The following is a 14,881-nucleotide window of genomic DNA, read 5'->3' as shown; positions in this document are numbered from 1 at the left end:
CCGCGCCGTTCTTTTAACTACTTAAAATCAAAATGTTGGTGCTTTCGCACAATTTCAAAATTTCGGTGCTTTCGCACCGGCAGCGCGGCAAGCGGCGACCAGCGTATTGGCCATCAGCATTGCAATGGTCATAGGACCAACACCGCCCGGAACCGGCGTAATCGCTCCGGCCACTTTTGCAGCCTCTGCATAATCCACATCACCGACAAGACGGGTTTTACCTTCGCCCTTTTCCGGCGCATCAATGCGGTTGATACCCACATCAATCACAGTCGCACCCGGCTTAATCCAGTCACCTTTGACCATTTGCGGACGGCCGACAGCTGCCACTAAAATATCAGCGGTGCGTGCCAAGGCTGGCAGATCTTTGGTACGGCTATGGGCAACAGTGACAGTCGCATTGGCTGCAAGCAGCAAATTCGCCATCGGCTTGCCAACAATATTGGAGCGGCCGATCACAACAGCATTCAGACCGGACAGATCACGGCCAAGCTGGCGCTCAATCATAATCATGCTGCCAGCCGGTGTGCATGGCACAAAGGCACTATCCACAGCGCCGGTACCGAGCTTGCCGACATTGATATAGTGAAAACCATCGACATCTTTGTCCGGCGCGATAGTCTGAATAACGCGACCCTCATCAATATGTTTCGGCAGCGGCAACTGCACCAGAATACCGTGAATGGCAGGGTCATTATTGAGACTGTCGATCAGATCCAGCAGATCCGCCTCAGATGTATCTTCAGTCAATGTGTGCTGTACAGAGTGGAAACCGCATTCGCGTGCTTTGCGGCCTTTGGAGGCGACATAAACCTGACTGGCTGGATCTTCCCCGACGATCACCACAGCAATCCCAGGCTTTGTGCCGGTTGTATTTAACAAGTCGGATGTTGCGGATTTAACCGCCGCCACCACATCTTCCGCCAGCAATTTACCGTCGATTACTTTTGCGCCGCTCGTCTCAGTCGCCATCTCACAACTCCGTCAGACAAAAAAACAATGCAAGGCCGAAATTGCGGGATCACAAAGCCACGCGCTCACATCCTGCCCCGCATAATCTGCCAGCGCGATGATGACAATCAAAAAACAGTCATGCTATCGGAATAACGGCATCAACGTGACGAATTTTCATTCTGTCTGGCATTGGCCAGCTTCTCATGCTCACGCAATGCCTGCCGGATTTCGGCCAGTGCATGGGAAAGGTCTGCAGCTTCCGGAATAGTCTGATCTGCCGCGGCAGTGCCGAGCGCATTCTTGCGCATGGCAGCATAGGTTTTGGAAACCGGCTGACGCACTTCCGCAAGAACATCTTCCGCCGGTTGCTGTTTCAGCTCCTGCGGTTCCGCATCGGCCTGTTTCACAGGCATTTGCTTTACCACAGGCGCGACAGACATTTGCCTTGTAATCACAGGCTGCGCAGGCTGATCCGCAACGGTATCAGCTTGTTTGCCGCGTTTTAAAAGGCCGGACAGGTTCAGCCATAATTTTCTGAACAAAGAAGATGAGGATGCTTGCGCAGGTTCGGCAAGTACAGCTCTCTCAGCTTTTGCCGATGTCTGTGCGGGAGCCTGCGCCGGAGCCTGTGCATGATTGCGCAGCGGCTGCACACCGGTGCGCCCCATTGCGGCACGCGCACGGTAAGCGCGGGAACGCTGGATGTTCAGGCCGAAGTCCTGCGGTGCATAGGCCAAAAGCGGTAATGTGCCGGAAAATTTATTATCACGTTCCATAATGCCGCCCCGTCTTAAAATTTATTTACACAGTCATTTCATAATATGCGCCGGACACGCAAACGGCATCCGGTATCAGAGTGTTTTACCCCTCCTCTGCGCATTCCAAAAATCCGGCCAAAACCGAGTTTTTTTGGAAATTCCATGTCGGAAACGCCTGTTCTGCCCGAAAAAACGGACTCATAAGAACCTGACCGACCGGAATAAAATTCACAGCAGATCATGAAAGCTTTTCAAAACTGTTCGCAGATAAGCGACACGCCAGAAGCAACGCATTTCACAATGTAAATCACGTTTACCCGTTACGCCTTTGCAGCGCGGCGAAGCCGGTGCAAATCACTCTGCCTTATGGTTAACAAAACCTTAATGACTCTGGCAACCACTATAAGAAATAAATTTCACATTTATCTGATTAATGTGACACCGCCCCTGTCACGAAGCCGGAATTTCACTCTGTGCAGCGAACGATATTTCCATCTGCCGGTCGAATGTTCTATGGTCGGGCAAATCACAGGAGAGGCATTTGATGGCAAATAACACTGTTGTTCTGGTTGGTTGCGGCAATATGGGGTTTGCCATGCTGCAGGGATGGCTCTCCTCGGGTAAATTACAGCCTTCTGACGTGACAGTTGTTGAACCGGCTGACACTTTACGCGAGCGCGCGGCAAAACTCGGCGTCAAAGCGCTGCCGGACAACACAGGCATTACCGGCTCTCCACAACTGATTATCATTGCGGTCAAACCACAGGTCATTCAGGACATTCTGCCTGCCTATAAAAACCATGCATCTGCCTCGGCTTTTCTCAGCGTGGCTGCAGGTACACCGGTTGCACTATTCGAGAAAATTCTGGGCACACAGACGGCGATTATCCGCTGTATGCCGAACACACCGGCAGCGATTGGCAAGGGTATGATGGTGACATTTGCCAATAAAAATGTGCTGGCAGATGTCATGCACTTTACCGAAAAATTGCTGGAAACCAGTGGTCAGGTCGCACAGGTCAAAGATGAAAGCCTGATGGACGCTGTAACCGCAGTATCCGGCTCCGGCCCCGCCTATGTGTTTCATTTCATTGAATGTCTTACACAAGCTGGTGTAACCGCCGGTCTGCCTCAGGATATTGCAGCCATGCTTGCCATGCAGACAGTTTACGGTGCAGGTGCGCTCGCTGCAGCAAGTACGGATACGCCATCGCAATTGCGCATTAATGTCACCAGCCCTAACGGGACAACAGCCGCCGCCCTCGAAGTACTGATGGGCGATAATCGTCTGCAAAACCTTGTCAGCGATGCGGTTGAAGCTGCCCGTAACCGCTCTGTGGAACTCGGAAAAAGCTGAAACACAATACCGCATTACCATAGAGGGAGAGGACGAGGCGTCTTCTCCCTTTTTGTATTCTAAAAAGATTTTTCTTTTTTACAGCATTATCCGAAAGTACGATAATATCGGGATTTACCGGAGCGATATTTTCGTTACTCTGACAGGCACGATCTTTGTTTCATGATCGTTTTTCGGTTTAAAAACCCGAACAGAAAACAGGGCTGAAACAGCCGTCCATTATAGAACTGTCATATAAACAGGCAATAATCAGCCGACACTTTCCGGTTCATACTTTGATGCCGGAAACAGATTTATATTTTCAACGGCCTGTCTGTGCGCCGCAAAACACAGAAACAGGCATTTTTTCAAATTACTGCGAACTCCATGCAAGGAAAGTTTGCAGTAAGCAGCCCGACAGAGGAGACAGGAATGTCAAGTTTACTGCCGCCGCTCCATAACGGACATGCATCAATTTATCTGCTGAACGGCTTCCACGAAGCTGTTCACGCCTATGAAGACTGGGATATGGCCGGTCAGGAGCCGCAGGTTGCCGTGTACGGAAAATCCGTGCGCATCAGCGTGATTTTCCGCCGCCTGACCCAATGTTCAGACCGACTTCCGCAACATGTATTGCAATCGCTAAAAGCGGCGATACCGCATATTATGAAATATCAGCCTGCAGATTTCCCTGCCACTTATGCAGATGCAAGCGGATTGCTGCGTCAGGCACTGCGGAATTATACCCGCAATCCGGTGATCGCTACAAGTTTCAATTAAACGGGGCTAAGCTTTACAAAAACACAACATACGGGCAGATTTTTTATCTGCCCGTTTTCCATTTTACATAGGTAATATTTCTCACTTTCCGACAAGACCTTTAAGCTGCTATAGGCAATTCTTATATGCGGTCGCAGAGCTGCGATCAGCAAAAAAATCAGCCGATCCGGCAAAGGTTAGTCATGCAGAAACCGCAGATTAAAGCATTCATCATTCATCTGGAGCGCGCAACAGAACGCCGTGCGCAGGTGAATGAACTGATCTCCCAATTACCGGTACCGGCAGAAATCATTACAGCTGTTGATGCAAAACAGCTGAGCGATGCAGATGCTGCACAGGCCTATCAGACGCGCCTGCACAAGCCTTATTATCCGTTCCGCCTGAGCCGCAACGAAATTGCCTGTTTCCTGTCGCACCGTAAAACATGGCAGACAATCATCGATCAAAATCTCGATGCAGCACTTGTGCTGGAAGATGACGTGGCACTGACAGCGGACTTTCCTGCTGCTTTTAAAGCGGCAACAGAGATTGCCGAACAAGGCGGGCTGGTGCGTCTGCCGTTCCGCTCAGACCGTGAGACCGGAGCTGTTGTGCTCGAACAGGGAACAACGAAAGTCATTCGTCCCGTACCTGTCGGGCTGGGCATGGTCGCACAGCTGATTACCCGTGATGCCGCGCGCGCTCTGCTGAAAGCAACAGAGAAATTTGACCGCCCTGTTGATACTTTTGCCCAGATGAACTGGGTAACCGGATTGCAGCCGCTTTCCGTTGTTCCGGGTGGCGTGCAGGAAATATCTGCCAATCTGGGCGGCAGCACCTTGAAACAGAACCGCTCTCTGGCGCATAAACTGCACCGAGAACTGATGCGGCCTTTCTACCGGCACAGCGTCAAAACCTATTCCCGCAAATCCGGAAAAGCCTGATGAAATCTTCTGCTATTCCCATTCTTCTCTATCATTCGATTGATGTACCGCCTGCGCGCGACAAGCCGTTTCGCAGCCTGCATGTGCATCCGGACCGGTTCCGCTCGCAGATGCGCTGGCTGAAAAGACTGGGCTATCAGGGATTGTCCATGCGCGATGCCCGCCCTTATCTTGAGGGCAAAAAACAGGGCAAGGTTGCGGTTATCACGTTTGATGACGGTTTTCTCAATGTCTATCAGCATGCCATGCCGGTGCTGAATGAGCTGGGTTTTACTGCCACCAATTATTTCGTCGCCAATCAGATCGGCGGACGTAATGAATGGGACATTCCGAAAGGCGCAGTTGAAATTCCCTGCATGAGTGCCGAACAATTGCGCGACTGGGCGGCACATGGCCATGAGGTTGGTGCGCATACGCTTGATCATATTTATCTGCCGGATGCGGATTTGCAGGAAGCAGAACGGCAGATCGCCGGTTCCAAGAAAATTCTTGAAGAGATACTCGGCGCTGAAGTCACCAATTTCTGCTACCCTTATGGCGGCGAAACACAGGCTGTGCGCAATGTGACCCGACAAGCGGGTTATGTTCACGCCACCACCACAAAACGCGGTCATGCCCGCGCAACAGATGATCCGTTTGGCTTGCCACGGCGCTATATCCGCCGCACCGATGGCGGATTATTGTTCCTGAAAAAGCTCTTCGGCCTCTGACAGCCGGAGAGAAAACTTTTATTACGGTACCATTTCAAAGAAAATTACTTTACCGCAGAATTGCAAAACCGGATTTCATTACTATAAACTGGCAGCGACCTGTAATAATTTTTTCTTACAGATTACAGCATCGTCACCTGAAGCCGGATATATGTTTTGACTGTATTGCCTTCTGCCTGCACTGACCGCCCGCATCATGAAAACCGGCACAAATCCATCATCATTATCGGGGGCGGCTTTTCCGGCGCTTCTCTGGCCTATCATCTGGCAGCGATAACCGATCCGGAAAAACTTCAAATTACAATCATAGAACCGCGCTCCTCTCTTGGTGCCGGTCTGGCTTATTCCACCAATGAGGATGCCTTCCGCCTCAATGTTCTCTCCGACCGGATGAGCATATTTTATGAAGACAAGCCGCATTTTGCCCGCTGGATGGAAGAGCAGCACAGTCTGAACAATGATACGGAAGCCATGACGGTGAACGGCCAGATTTACGCAAGGCGCAGCACTTTCGGCACCTATATGGCGGAACAGCTTGCACCGCTGCTTGCAAGCGGACAAGTACAGCATATTCGTGCCAGCGCTACCGGCGCAAAACGCTGCGCCTCCGGCCACTATCAGGTTACCACAGATAAAGGCGAAACGCGGGAAGCGGATTTTCTGGTGATCGCTGCGTCACATCCGCTACCTGCCCTCCCCGCACCATTGCGAGAACTCCAGCAATCCGGCCAGAACCATGTAAAAGGACTGATCGCCAATCCTTATCAGGCAGGTGCTCTCCGGCAATTGCTTCAGGAGACAGGTCCGGACAGTTCGGTTCTGATCGTCGGCGCAGGTCTAACCTCTGCCGATATGGTGGCAGGGCTGTCACAACACGGACATCGCGGCAATATCAACGTTTTGTCCCGTCACGGTCTGCGCTCCCGTTCCAATCTGCGGCTCAAAGCCGATGAGCCAAGACCGCCGCGCTTCTTCGGTGATTTTATCAATCCGCCGGAAACATCGGCCGTGCGCCTGCTGCACAAAATCCGCCGGACAATCCGCGAAGCGGCACAACAATCTGTGCCATGGCAATCGGTGATTGATACTTTGCGCGATCAGGGCGGCGAGATATGGCTTGCTCTGCCGCTCAGTGAGCGCAAGCGCATTGTCAGACATCTGCGCACGTTCTGGGATGCGCATAGGTTTCGCCTAGCAACACAGACAGATGATGTCCTTAATGAACGCGGCCGTGCCGGAACACTGAAATTTCTCGGCGCGCACCTCACGGATGCTGCACGCTCTGATGACGGTCACGGCTTTATCGTGACCTATCGCCTGCGCGGACAATCAGGAACAATCACACAGCATTTTGACGCTATTATTGTTACCACCGGCCCTGCGCATGGCGATATTATCGGTCAGTGCCCGCCATTGGCAATGCTCTGCGAAGACGGTCTGATTGAAATGGACCCTACAGGTCTTGGTCTGCATACAAGCCGCACCGAGCGAACGGATACAACCATGCGTGCCATAGGCAAAGACGGCAGTATTGCTGATAATCTGTTTATCGCAGGGCCTTTAGCCCGCGGCACTTTCGGGGAATTAATGGGCGCACCGGAAGTGGCGCGCTATACAGAAGCTTTGGCAGACGTAATCAGTCAAGCCGCCGCGCTTATTCAGCAGCCTCATAAATCTGCTGACGTCTGTTGAAAACGGCCTGCGCACCATCAAGGATCAGAAGCAGTTTTTTGTCCCACCAATCCTTCGGGTGATCGGTCATCATACGGCTCATAATCAGGATCGGTCGCGCCGTATCCGGATTGCGTGCGGCCTCTGCCTGCCACGACTGCACAACCTTCTCAATTCCGCGTTCGCCAATGCGACCCGGTTTTTTATAGGCTCTGCGCCAGCCGGTGAAGTAATCGACCGTCATATCCATCATACTGTCGATCAGCACAACGGCTTCCTCAGCCGAGAAACCATATTCCACAAACTGGTTCGCCATTTCGCCAAAAGCGCGGATACCGGACGGCGGAGATACTTCCAGTTCCCGCATAGCATCAGCCAGCCCCGGATGCCTGTTGAATAATTCCCAGGCCGAATTGGCGACATTTTGCGCGAACTCATACCAGTCGGCAGGATTGCCACGCCAGTCCAGTTCGGTAATGGCCAGATCGGCAGCAGCCAGCAGCAATTCATTGCGGCCTTTGACATAGCGATAGAGGGATGAGTGATCGACCCCCAGCGCCTGTCCCACCGCAATCATCGTCACATCATCGAGACCGATTTTCAGCGTCACACGCGCGATTTCCTCAAGAGAAATCCGCGCCGGACGACCGATACGCGGGCTTGGCGCCACACATGACTTTGCCGAAATTTGCTTTTTCATAGCCGCCCCGTCCGAAAACCAGAGCATTTCCAGTTTATCTTGAATCATAGGAAATGCTCTATCTATTTGTTTTTTCGCGTATCTTATCCGAAAACCGGTTCCCACTTTTCGGGATACGCTCCAGATTGCAACGCAAGAATTAAACACTCTGTTGCAAACTCAATTAGCGTTGAATGCGCCCTTTTACAACAGAGTGTGACTAAAATTGCGGACAGCTCCGGCCTTTTCAACCGGAATATATCGAAAACCCGTGACTGAGGCGGCCTGATTGACTGAAATCAATGCCGCAAAACCGGCCTAGGTCTATTTACCGCACATGTCCTTATAGACGGCACGCCTCTAAAGGATTAGGTAACGGTGAAGAAAAGGAAGATGCCTCATGGACTATAGCCGGTTTTTTGAAGCGGCCATTGACCGCCTTCACACTGAAAATCGTTACCGTGTATTTGCTGATCTGGAGCGTATTGTCGGCCGCTTTCCGCAAGCAATCTGGCGCCATAACGGTCAGGCGCGTGAAATCACCGTATGGTGCTCCAATGACTATCTCGGTATGGGGCAAAATCCTGATGTTCTGAAAGCCATGACCGATGCAGCCGTCTCGCAAGGGTCCGGCGCCGGTGGCACACGCAATATCTCCGGCAATAATCATCCGCTTGTTGAGCTTGAACATGAGCTTGCGGATTTGCACGGCAAAGAAGCCGGTCTGGTTTTCACCTCCGGTTTTGTCTCCAATGATGCCTCTATCTCGACCATCGCCAAGCTCCTGCCGGATTGCCTGATCCTGTCGGATGAACTCAATCATGCATCGATGATCGCCGGCATCCGTCATTCCGGTGCCGACAAGCAGATTTTCCGTCACAATGATGTGCAGCATCTTGAAGAACTTTTGAAGGCTGCGGGCAAAGACCGCGCCAAGCTGATCGTTTTTGAATCCGTTTATTCCATGGACGGCGATGTGGCACCGCTGAAAGCAATTGTGGAACTGGCTGAAAAATACAATGCCATGACCTATCTTGATGAAGTCCATGCCGTTGGCATGTATGGCGCACGCGGCGGCGGCATTTCAGAACGCGAAGGCCTGAGCCATCGTATTGATATTATTGAAGGCACATTAGCCAAATCCTTTGGCACATTGGGCGGATATATTACCGGTTCCAAAGCTGTGGTCGATGCTGTGCGCTCCTATGCGCCGGGCTTCATCTTTACCTCAGCCCTGCCACCGGCAATTGCCAATGCGACTGTTGCAGCCATTCGTCATCTCAAAGCCTCGGGCACCGAGCGCGAATTGCAGCAGAAAAACGCACAACTGACCAAGGACACGCTGAAACGTGCCGGCCTGCCGGTTATGCCAACAGAAACACATATTGTGCCGCTCTTTGTCGGCAATGCGGATTTGTGCAAAAAAGCCTCGGATCGCCTGCTGGAAGTTCATGGCATTTATATTCAGCCGATCAACTTCCCGACCGTACCACGCGGCACTGAACGCCTGCGCATCACACCAACCCCTGTTCACGGGGAAGAACTGATTGCCGGTCTGAAAGAGGCTCTGCTGGAAGTATGGCAGGCTCTGAACATTCCTTATGCAACGGATTTTACCGGCAGCCCGCTGAAACAATCTGCTTAATAAAGAGCAATATCAGCTTCAATCCTGACAGCCGCTCAGAGTTCCGCCTGTGCGGCTGTTTGCTTTTCATCCATACGTCGCAGCGATCTGGCGAGAAACGGCACAAAGATCGCAATCATCATGAAGCGCACAACATGATGCGAAGCCACATAGGCCGGATCGACGCCCAGCGAGAAAGCAATCACAGTCAGCGCTTCCAATGCACCCGGCGCAAAAGCCAGTGCAATCTGCGCCGGATGCAGCCCTGTTGCCAGCCATGCCAGCGCACAGATTGCGGCGGCGGTTCCCGTACCCACGATGAAAGCCATCAGCGCCACCGGCAAATAATTCAGGATAGCGCCGCGATGCCGTGCATCAACGCGCGAGCCGATCAGAGCACCGAGAACAACCATACCAAAGTCCGCCATTTCAGGCGGCACGCGCACTGTTACAAAGCCGGTCACATAGACCAGCGCACTGGCAAGCAATGCGCCCAGCATCATCCCGCCCGGCAAACGACTGTAATGGCCGATCAGCGCGCCAAGGCCACCCGCAGCGAACAACCATAGCCACTCTTTTTGCTGGCTGCCTGAACCTGCTACAAAATCGATATGCGGTGCGGATTGCCCAAGCACATTGAGCACCGGTGCCAGCAACCCGATGAGCAGCAACAGGCGCACAGTCTGAATAATGGTAATTTTAACCAGATCGGCGCGGGTTTCGCTGGCTGCAGCCATCACAAAAGACAAGGCACCGGGCAAAGAGGAGAAAAAAGCCGTTTGCGCATCCCAGCGAAACACATAGCGCAGCAACATAAAGGTAAAACCGGTCACAGTTACCAGCATTACAAACAGCAGCATGAAGCTCAAAGGCCATTCGCCAATCTGGCTCAGCGTTTCAGGACGCACACCGGAACCGGCTTGCAGGCCGAGCATGATAAAAACCGCATTACGCAACCAGACAGGCAGATAAATGCGGATACCGCTCAGAGATGCAATGGTCACACTGCACATTGAGCCGAGCAGAAAAGGAATGGGCAGTCCGGTCAGATAAGCAATTGCGGCACCGCTGCCGGCAATCAGAAATGTCAGGAAAAGCGCATAGATATTTTTCAGAGAGAACTGACGGGACATGGCATATTCTTAACCAGAGCATTTCCGGATGGCAGGCATAATCGTCGCGCCGGAGTCTTGTTGAATTGGCCGCATTATATGCAACCAAAATATCAGACAAATTAAAAATAAACCCGGCTTCATTTCTGAGGCCGGGTTTAGGATTTTATAATCAGGCTTTTTTCGCCAGAAGATCACGGATTTCTGTCAGCAGAACCTGATCTGCCGGAATTGCGGCTTCAGCTTCAGGCTTGGCCTCTTCCTTTTTCTTCATGCGGTTCATGCCTTTAACAACAAGGAACAGAACCCATGCGATAATCAGGAAGTTAATCAGCAGCGTAATGAAATTACCGTAAGCAATGGTTGCACCGGCTTCACGCGCTGCCGCCAATGTACCCTTAGGCTCACCGGCCAGCTGGATAAACATGTTGGAGAAATCAATACCGCCGGTGATGAGACCGATAATCGGCATGATAATGTCATTCACGATGGAATTGACCAGACCACCAAATGCACCGCCAATGATGACACCGATGGCCAGATCGACCATATTGCCCTTGAGGGCAAATTCACGAAATTCCTTTAGCATGAGCTATCCTTTACAAGTACGGGGGCTTACTCTTTTTATATCCGGCAATAAAAACAAAGTAGCGGAGATTATTATAGTCTCAAGATCAGAAAGCAGCTTACTGCTTGATTATCCTGAAGTGTTGCATACAAACATAGGTACAGAATAATCAGCGGACAGAGACTGCCATTATTGCAGCCATATACAGGATCTTTCTGTCCCGCAATCATTAACCGGTCAGCAAGGGGGCTGAATGCACGGCTGGATCATTATCGGCATCGCATTTCTCTATCTGATCCTGCTCTTTGCGGTTGCCAGTATTGGCGACAGTAAAGCATCGCGCTGGGGCTCCAAGCCAAGACCCTATATTTATGCATTCAGCCTTGCTGTTTACTGTACATCATGGACCTTCTTCGGCTCGGTCGGGCTTGCAGCTGACCGCGGGCTTGAATTCTTAGGTATTTATATCGGCCCTATTCTGGTTTTCACCTTCGGCAATAAATTTCTGCGTCATGTAGTGCGGCTGGCAAAAGCCGAGCGCATTACCTCTATCGCCGACTTTCTCGCCGCCCGTTACGGCAAAAGCACCAGCGTCGCCACGATCGGCACCTGCATCGCCGTGGTCGGCTCCATGCCCTATATCGCCCTGCAGCTGAAAGCCGTATCCGGCAGTGTCGATATGGTTCTGGCTGAATATCAGGCTTCCTATGACCCGATTGTCTATGTCTTCGGCGATATATCGCTGTTTGTTACTGCGCTGCTGGCTATATTCGCCATCCTTTTCGGCACCAGACATACGGATGCGACTGAGCATCAGGACGGGCTGATTCTTGCGGTTGCGCTGGAATCCGTCATCAAGATCACCGCCTTTCTGATTGTCGGCATTGCCACAACCTTCTTCCTCTTCGGCTCGCCTTTTGATCTGCCGCAGCAATTGCAGGAGCGGGATATTGATTTCTGGGGCATGTTAACCCGTACCAGCCCCAGCACCTGGATTGTTCACACGGTTCTGAGTGCCGCGGCTATTCTGATGCTGCCGCGCCAGTTTCACGTCACCGTAGTTGAAAACCGCAGCGAAAAAGAATTGCGCACCGCCCGCTGGCTGTTTCCGGTCTATCTGATCCTGATTAACCTGTTCGTCCTGCCAATCGCCCTGCAAGGCATTATCAATCTCGGCCCCACAACCAATGCAGATCTCTATGTTCTGGCGCTGCCGCTGGCAGCAGGCTCACATCTTTTAACTCTGCTGGCTTTTGTCGGCGGGCTTTCTGCTGCAACGGCGATGGTGATCGTGGCCTGCGTGGCGCTGTCGATCATGATCTCCAACCATCTGCTGTTGCCGCTATTGATCCGCTACGTCTATCGTCGCCAAAAACATCAGCAACGGGATCTGACCCGCCTTATCCTCTATACCCGCCGTGCAACCATTGTGATTATTCTGGCGGTGACTTTCAGCTATTACCGCGCCAGTTCCAGCACTTTCGGGCTAGCCTCCATCGGTCTGGTTTCCTTTGCAGCGATTGCACAATTTGCTCCCCCGCTGATCGGCGGGCTGATCTGGCGCAATGCCAATGCACGCGGAGCCGTTCTGGGCATGGTCAGCGGCTTTGCTGTCTGGGCCTATACATTGCTGCTGCCGACACTGGCAAATCCTGATGCGCCGATCCTGCGGGAAGGTTTATGGGGGCTTTCTTATCTGCGTCCGCAGGCGCTATTCGGCGTTGATGCCCTGCCCCTCACCCATGGTGCTCTGTGGAGCCTCGCCATTAATGCACTGTTCTTCGTGATCGGCTCACTCTCCCGCCAGTCCACCCCGCTGGAGCGCATTCAGGCCAGCACATTCATGCCGCGCAATCTGAAAACCGTGCCGGTTCTGCGCCGTTTCCGCACCAGCGTCACGGTCGGGGAAATCAAAAATACGATTGCCCGTTATCTGGGTGAAGACCGCGTTGCCCTTGCTTTCAGCCGCTATGAACATAATGGCGACCAGCCGCTCGATGATAAAGCTGTCGCCGATGTGCCGCTGATCCGTTTTGCCGAGCAAATATTGGGTAGTGCCATCGGCTCATCTTCCGCGCGGCTGGTGCTGTCACTGCTGCTTCAGCGCAAGGATAATACCGCACCGGACACGCTGCGCCTGCTGGATGACGCCTCCGAAGCCCTGCAGCACAATCGCGATCTGCTGCAAACCGCGCTGGATCAGATGGAACAGGGCATTACCGTTCTCGACAAGGATTTTCGCTTGACCTGCTGGAACCGGCGTTTTCGCCATCTTCTGCAATTGCCGGACGGGCTGACACAGGTTGGCACACCGATTTCCGATGTTCTCGACCGGTTGCTGCATAATGGCGAAATTCATGCAGGCGATGCCGCGATGATGATGCGCACATTGGAGCGCACCCATGAGCCAAGTCGTATCCTCTTACACTCCACCGGCAAAATCATTGAAATTGCAGCTAATCCGATGCCGGATGGCGGCATTGTCGCCAGCTACACTGATATTACCGCTTCTGTTGAAGCCGATAACTCCATGAAGCGTCTCAATGAAACGCTGGAACAGCGCGTTGCCGACCGCACCACCGAACTGCTTGAAGTGAACCAGCAGCTTGTTCGTGCGCAGAAACTGGCGGAAGAGGCCAATTTCGGTAAAACACGTTTTCTCGCTGCTGCCGGTCATGATATTTTGCAGCCGCTGAATGCTGCCCGCCTCTACAGCACAGCCTTGAGCGAAAGGCTCGGCGCATCGGAAGCGCAACTGGCGCGAAATATTGACTCCTCCCTTGAAGCGGTTGAAGGCATTCTCAGTGCGCTGCTGGATATTTCACGGCTTGATACCGGCGCGCTCAAACCGGAGCTTTCACTGTTCCGTCTGGATCGCCTGCTTCAACAGGTTGTCACAGATTTCACACCCCTTGCTGCTACAAAAGGTCTGAAACTTCGTGTCGTGCCCTGCTCTCTCACAGTCTATAGCGACCGCAATCTTCTGCGTCGTCTGCTGCAAAACCTGATCTCGAATTCGATCAAATACAGCCGCAGCGGTAAAATCCTGCTCGGGGTGCGCCGACGTGGCGGTGATCTGGAAATCAAGGTTGCCGATACCGGTATCGGCATCGCACCGGAAAAACAGCAGCTGGTTTTCCGTGAATTTTACCGGCTGGATGAAGGGATCAGTCAGGCAGACGGGCTGGGGCTTGGCCTTTCCATTGTCGACCGTATTGCCCGTGTGCTGGATCTGACAATCCGCCTGCAATCCGAACATGGCAAAGGCACCTGTTTCAGCATCATTATGCCGGTGTCGCAGGAGCCTGCGGTTGAAGTTTCACCTGAACCGTCACAGGCCAGACGCCGCAGCAATGCGCTCGAAAACATGCGCGTCTTATGTATTGATAATGATCCGCTGATCCTCGACGGCATGCGCATTCTGCTGGAAGGCTGGGGTTGTGACATCACTCTGATCCGTGACGGCGCACAACTCAAAGACTGGTGCAATCATATCGCCCGCTCACAGATGAGCGTCAGAATACTGCCGGATATTATTCTGGCTGACTACCATCTCAACCGCGAAAACGGGCTGGATATGATCGGCTATATCCGCGAAACGCTGGGTCATACCATACCGGCCGTACTGCTGACGGCCGATCGTTCAAAAGAGGTCAAATTACAGGCCACGGAAGAAAATGTTCATGTGCTGAACAAGCCGCTGAAACCCGCAGCATTGCGGGCTTTGCTGGCGCATTATCATATGCGGTGAGAGACTGTGAAATGC

12 protein-coding genes are annotated in these 14,881 nt (G+C 52.5%); 7 read left to right on the top strand and 5 right to left on the bottom strand.

Annotation, left to right across the window (positions count from 1 at the left end; genetic code table 11):
* Positions 1-54: 54 nt before the first annotated feature.
* Positions 55-972 (bottom strand): bifunctional methylenetetrahydrofolate dehydrogenase/methenyltetrahydrofolate cyclohydrolase FolD, encoded by a 918-nt coding sequence (gene folD / locus K1X45_RS13785; RefSeq protein WP_116086916.1) that lies wholly within the window; start codon positions 970-972, stop codon positions 55-57.
* Between the two features lie 140 nt (positions 973-1,112).
* Positions 1,113-1,730, bottom strand: a complete 618-nt coding sequence (locus tag K1X45_RS13780; protein WP_220159179.1) for a hypothetical protein — start codon at positions 1,728-1,730, stop codon at positions 1,113-1,115.
* A gap of 526 nt (positions 1,731-2,256) precedes the next feature.
* Here K1X45_RS13780 and proC point away from each other — a divergent pair.
* The 5 genes from proC to K1X45_RS13755 all read left to right on the top strand — a co-directional run bounded on the left by proC (position 2,257) and on the right by K1X45_RS13755 (position 7,153).
* Complete coding sequence (proC, locus tag K1X45_RS13775) at positions 2,257-3,069, top strand: pyrroline-5-carboxylate reductase (protein ID WP_220159178.1); 813 nt, start codon at positions 2,257-2,259, stop codon at positions 3,067-3,069.
* Positions 3,070-3,480: 411 nt separating this feature from the next.
* Positions 3,481-3,828, top strand: a complete 348-nt coding sequence (locus K1X45_RS13770; RefSeq protein ID WP_220159177.1) for a hypothetical protein — start codon at positions 3,481-3,483, stop codon at positions 3,826-3,828.
* 182 nt (positions 3,829-4,010) lie between these two features.
* Positions 4,011-4,751, top strand: a complete 741-nt coding sequence (locus K1X45_RS13765; protein WP_220159176.1) for a glycosyltransferase family 25 protein — start codon at positions 4,011-4,013, stop codon at positions 4,749-4,751.
* Positions 4,751-5,461, top strand: coding sequence for a polysaccharide deacetylase family protein (locus tag K1X45_RS13760; protein ID WP_220159175.1), 711 nt, complete (start codon positions 4,751-4,753; stop codon positions 5,459-5,461). The genes K1X45_RS13765 and K1X45_RS13760 overlap by 1 nt, the downstream gene beginning before the upstream one ends.
* Before the next feature lie 156 nt (positions 5,462-5,617).
* Complete coding sequence (locus K1X45_RS13755) at positions 5,618-7,153, top strand: FAD/NAD(P)-binding protein (RefSeq protein ID WP_220159174.1); 1,536 nt, start codon at positions 5,618-5,620, stop codon at positions 7,151-7,153.
* On the opposite strand, the gene K1X45_RS13750 is transcribed toward K1X45_RS13755, so the two are convergent.
* Complete coding sequence (locus K1X45_RS13750; protein WP_151158436.1) at positions 7,116-7,832, bottom strand: TetR/AcrR family transcriptional regulator C-terminal domain-containing protein; 717 nt, start codon at positions 7,830-7,832, stop codon at positions 7,116-7,118. The two genes, K1X45_RS13755 and K1X45_RS13750, sit on opposite strands and share 38 nt — an antisense overlap.
* A gap of 379 nt (positions 7,833-8,211) precedes the next feature.
* Between K1X45_RS13750 and hemA the strand changes: the two genes are divergently transcribed.
* Positions 8,212-9,456, top strand: coding sequence for a 5-aminolevulinate synthase (gene hemA / locus K1X45_RS13745; protein WP_022711157.1), 1,245 nt, complete (start codon positions 8,212-8,214; stop codon positions 9,454-9,456).
* A 35-nt stretch (positions 9,457-9,491) separates the two neighbouring features.
* Here hemA and K1X45_RS13740 read toward each other — a convergent pair whose 3' ends face one another.
* A complete protein-coding gene (locus tag K1X45_RS13740) occupies positions 9,492-10,568 on the bottom strand; it encodes an AbrB family transcriptional regulator (protein WP_213596791.1) in 1,077 nt (358 codons plus the stop codon).
* A gap of 151 nt (positions 10,569-10,719) precedes the next feature.
* On the bottom strand, positions 10,720-11,136 hold the full coding sequence (mscL, locus tag K1X45_RS13735; RefSeq protein WP_022711155.1) for a large conductance mechanosensitive channel protein MscL: 417 nt from the start codon (positions 11,134-11,136) through the stop codon (positions 10,720-10,722).
* A 232-nt stretch (positions 11,137-11,368) separates the two neighbouring features.
* Between mscL and K1X45_RS13730 the strand changes: the two genes are divergently transcribed.
* Positions 11,369-14,866, top strand: coding sequence for a PAS domain-containing hybrid sensor histidine kinase/response regulator (locus K1X45_RS13730; protein ID WP_220159173.1), 3,498 nt, complete (start codon positions 11,369-11,371; stop codon positions 14,864-14,866).
* The last annotated feature ends 15 nt before the right edge of the window (positions 14,867-14,881 follow it).

Origin of the sequence: Pseudochrobactrum sp. Wa41.01b-1 (assembly GCF_019464455.1) — a bacterium.
GTDB lineage: Bacteria > Pseudomonadota > Alphaproteobacteria > Rhizobiales > Rhizobiaceae > Pseudochrobactrum > Pseudochrobactrum saccharolyticum.
This window is presented reverse-complemented; position numbering and strand designations above follow the sequence as displayed.

What these genes read in the sequence shown, in the direction of transcription:
- folD (WP_116086916.1), bottom strand. Translation starts at nt 972, where the DNA reads ATGGCGACTGAGACGAGCGGCGCAAAAGTAATCGACGGTAAATTGCTG.
- K1X45_RS13780 (WP_220159179.1), bottom strand. Translation starts at nt 1,730, where the DNA reads ATGGAACGTGATAATAAATTTTCCGGCACATTACCGCTTTTGGCCTAT.
- proC (WP_220159178.1), top strand. Translation starts at nt 2,257, where the DNA reads ATGGCAAATAACACTGTTGTTCTGGTTGGTTGCGGCAATATGGGGTTT.
- K1X45_RS13770 (WP_220159177.1), top strand. Translation starts at nt 3,481, where the DNA reads ATGTCAAGTTTACTGCCGCCGCTCCATAACGGACATGCATCAATTTAT.
- K1X45_RS13765 (WP_220159176.1), top strand. Translation starts at nt 4,011, where the DNA reads ATGCAGAAACCGCAGATTAAAGCATTCATCATTCATCTGGAGCGCGCA.
- K1X45_RS13760 (WP_220159175.1), top strand. Translation starts at nt 4,751, where the DNA reads ATGAAATCTTCTGCTATTCCCATTCTTCTCTATCATTCGATTGATGTA.
- K1X45_RS13750 (WP_151158436.1), bottom strand. Translation starts at nt 7,832, where the DNA reads ATGAAAAAGCAAATTTCGGCAAAGTCATGTGTGGCGCCAAGCCCGCGT.
- hemA (WP_022711157.1), top strand. Translation starts at nt 8,212, where the DNA reads ATGGACTATAGCCGGTTTTTTGAAGCGGCCATTGACCGCCTTCACACT.
- K1X45_RS13740 (WP_213596791.1), bottom strand. Translation starts at nt 10,568, where the DNA reads ATGTCCCGTCAGTTCTCTCTGAAAAATATCTATGCGCTTTTCCTGACA.
- mscL (WP_022711155.1), bottom strand. Translation starts at nt 11,136, where the DNA reads ATGCTAAAGGAATTTCGTGAATTTGCCCTCAAGGGCAATATGGTCGAT.
- K1X45_RS13730 (WP_220159173.1), top strand. Translation starts at nt 11,369, where the DNA reads ATGCACGGCTGGATCATTATCGGCATCGCATTTCTCTATCTGATCCTG.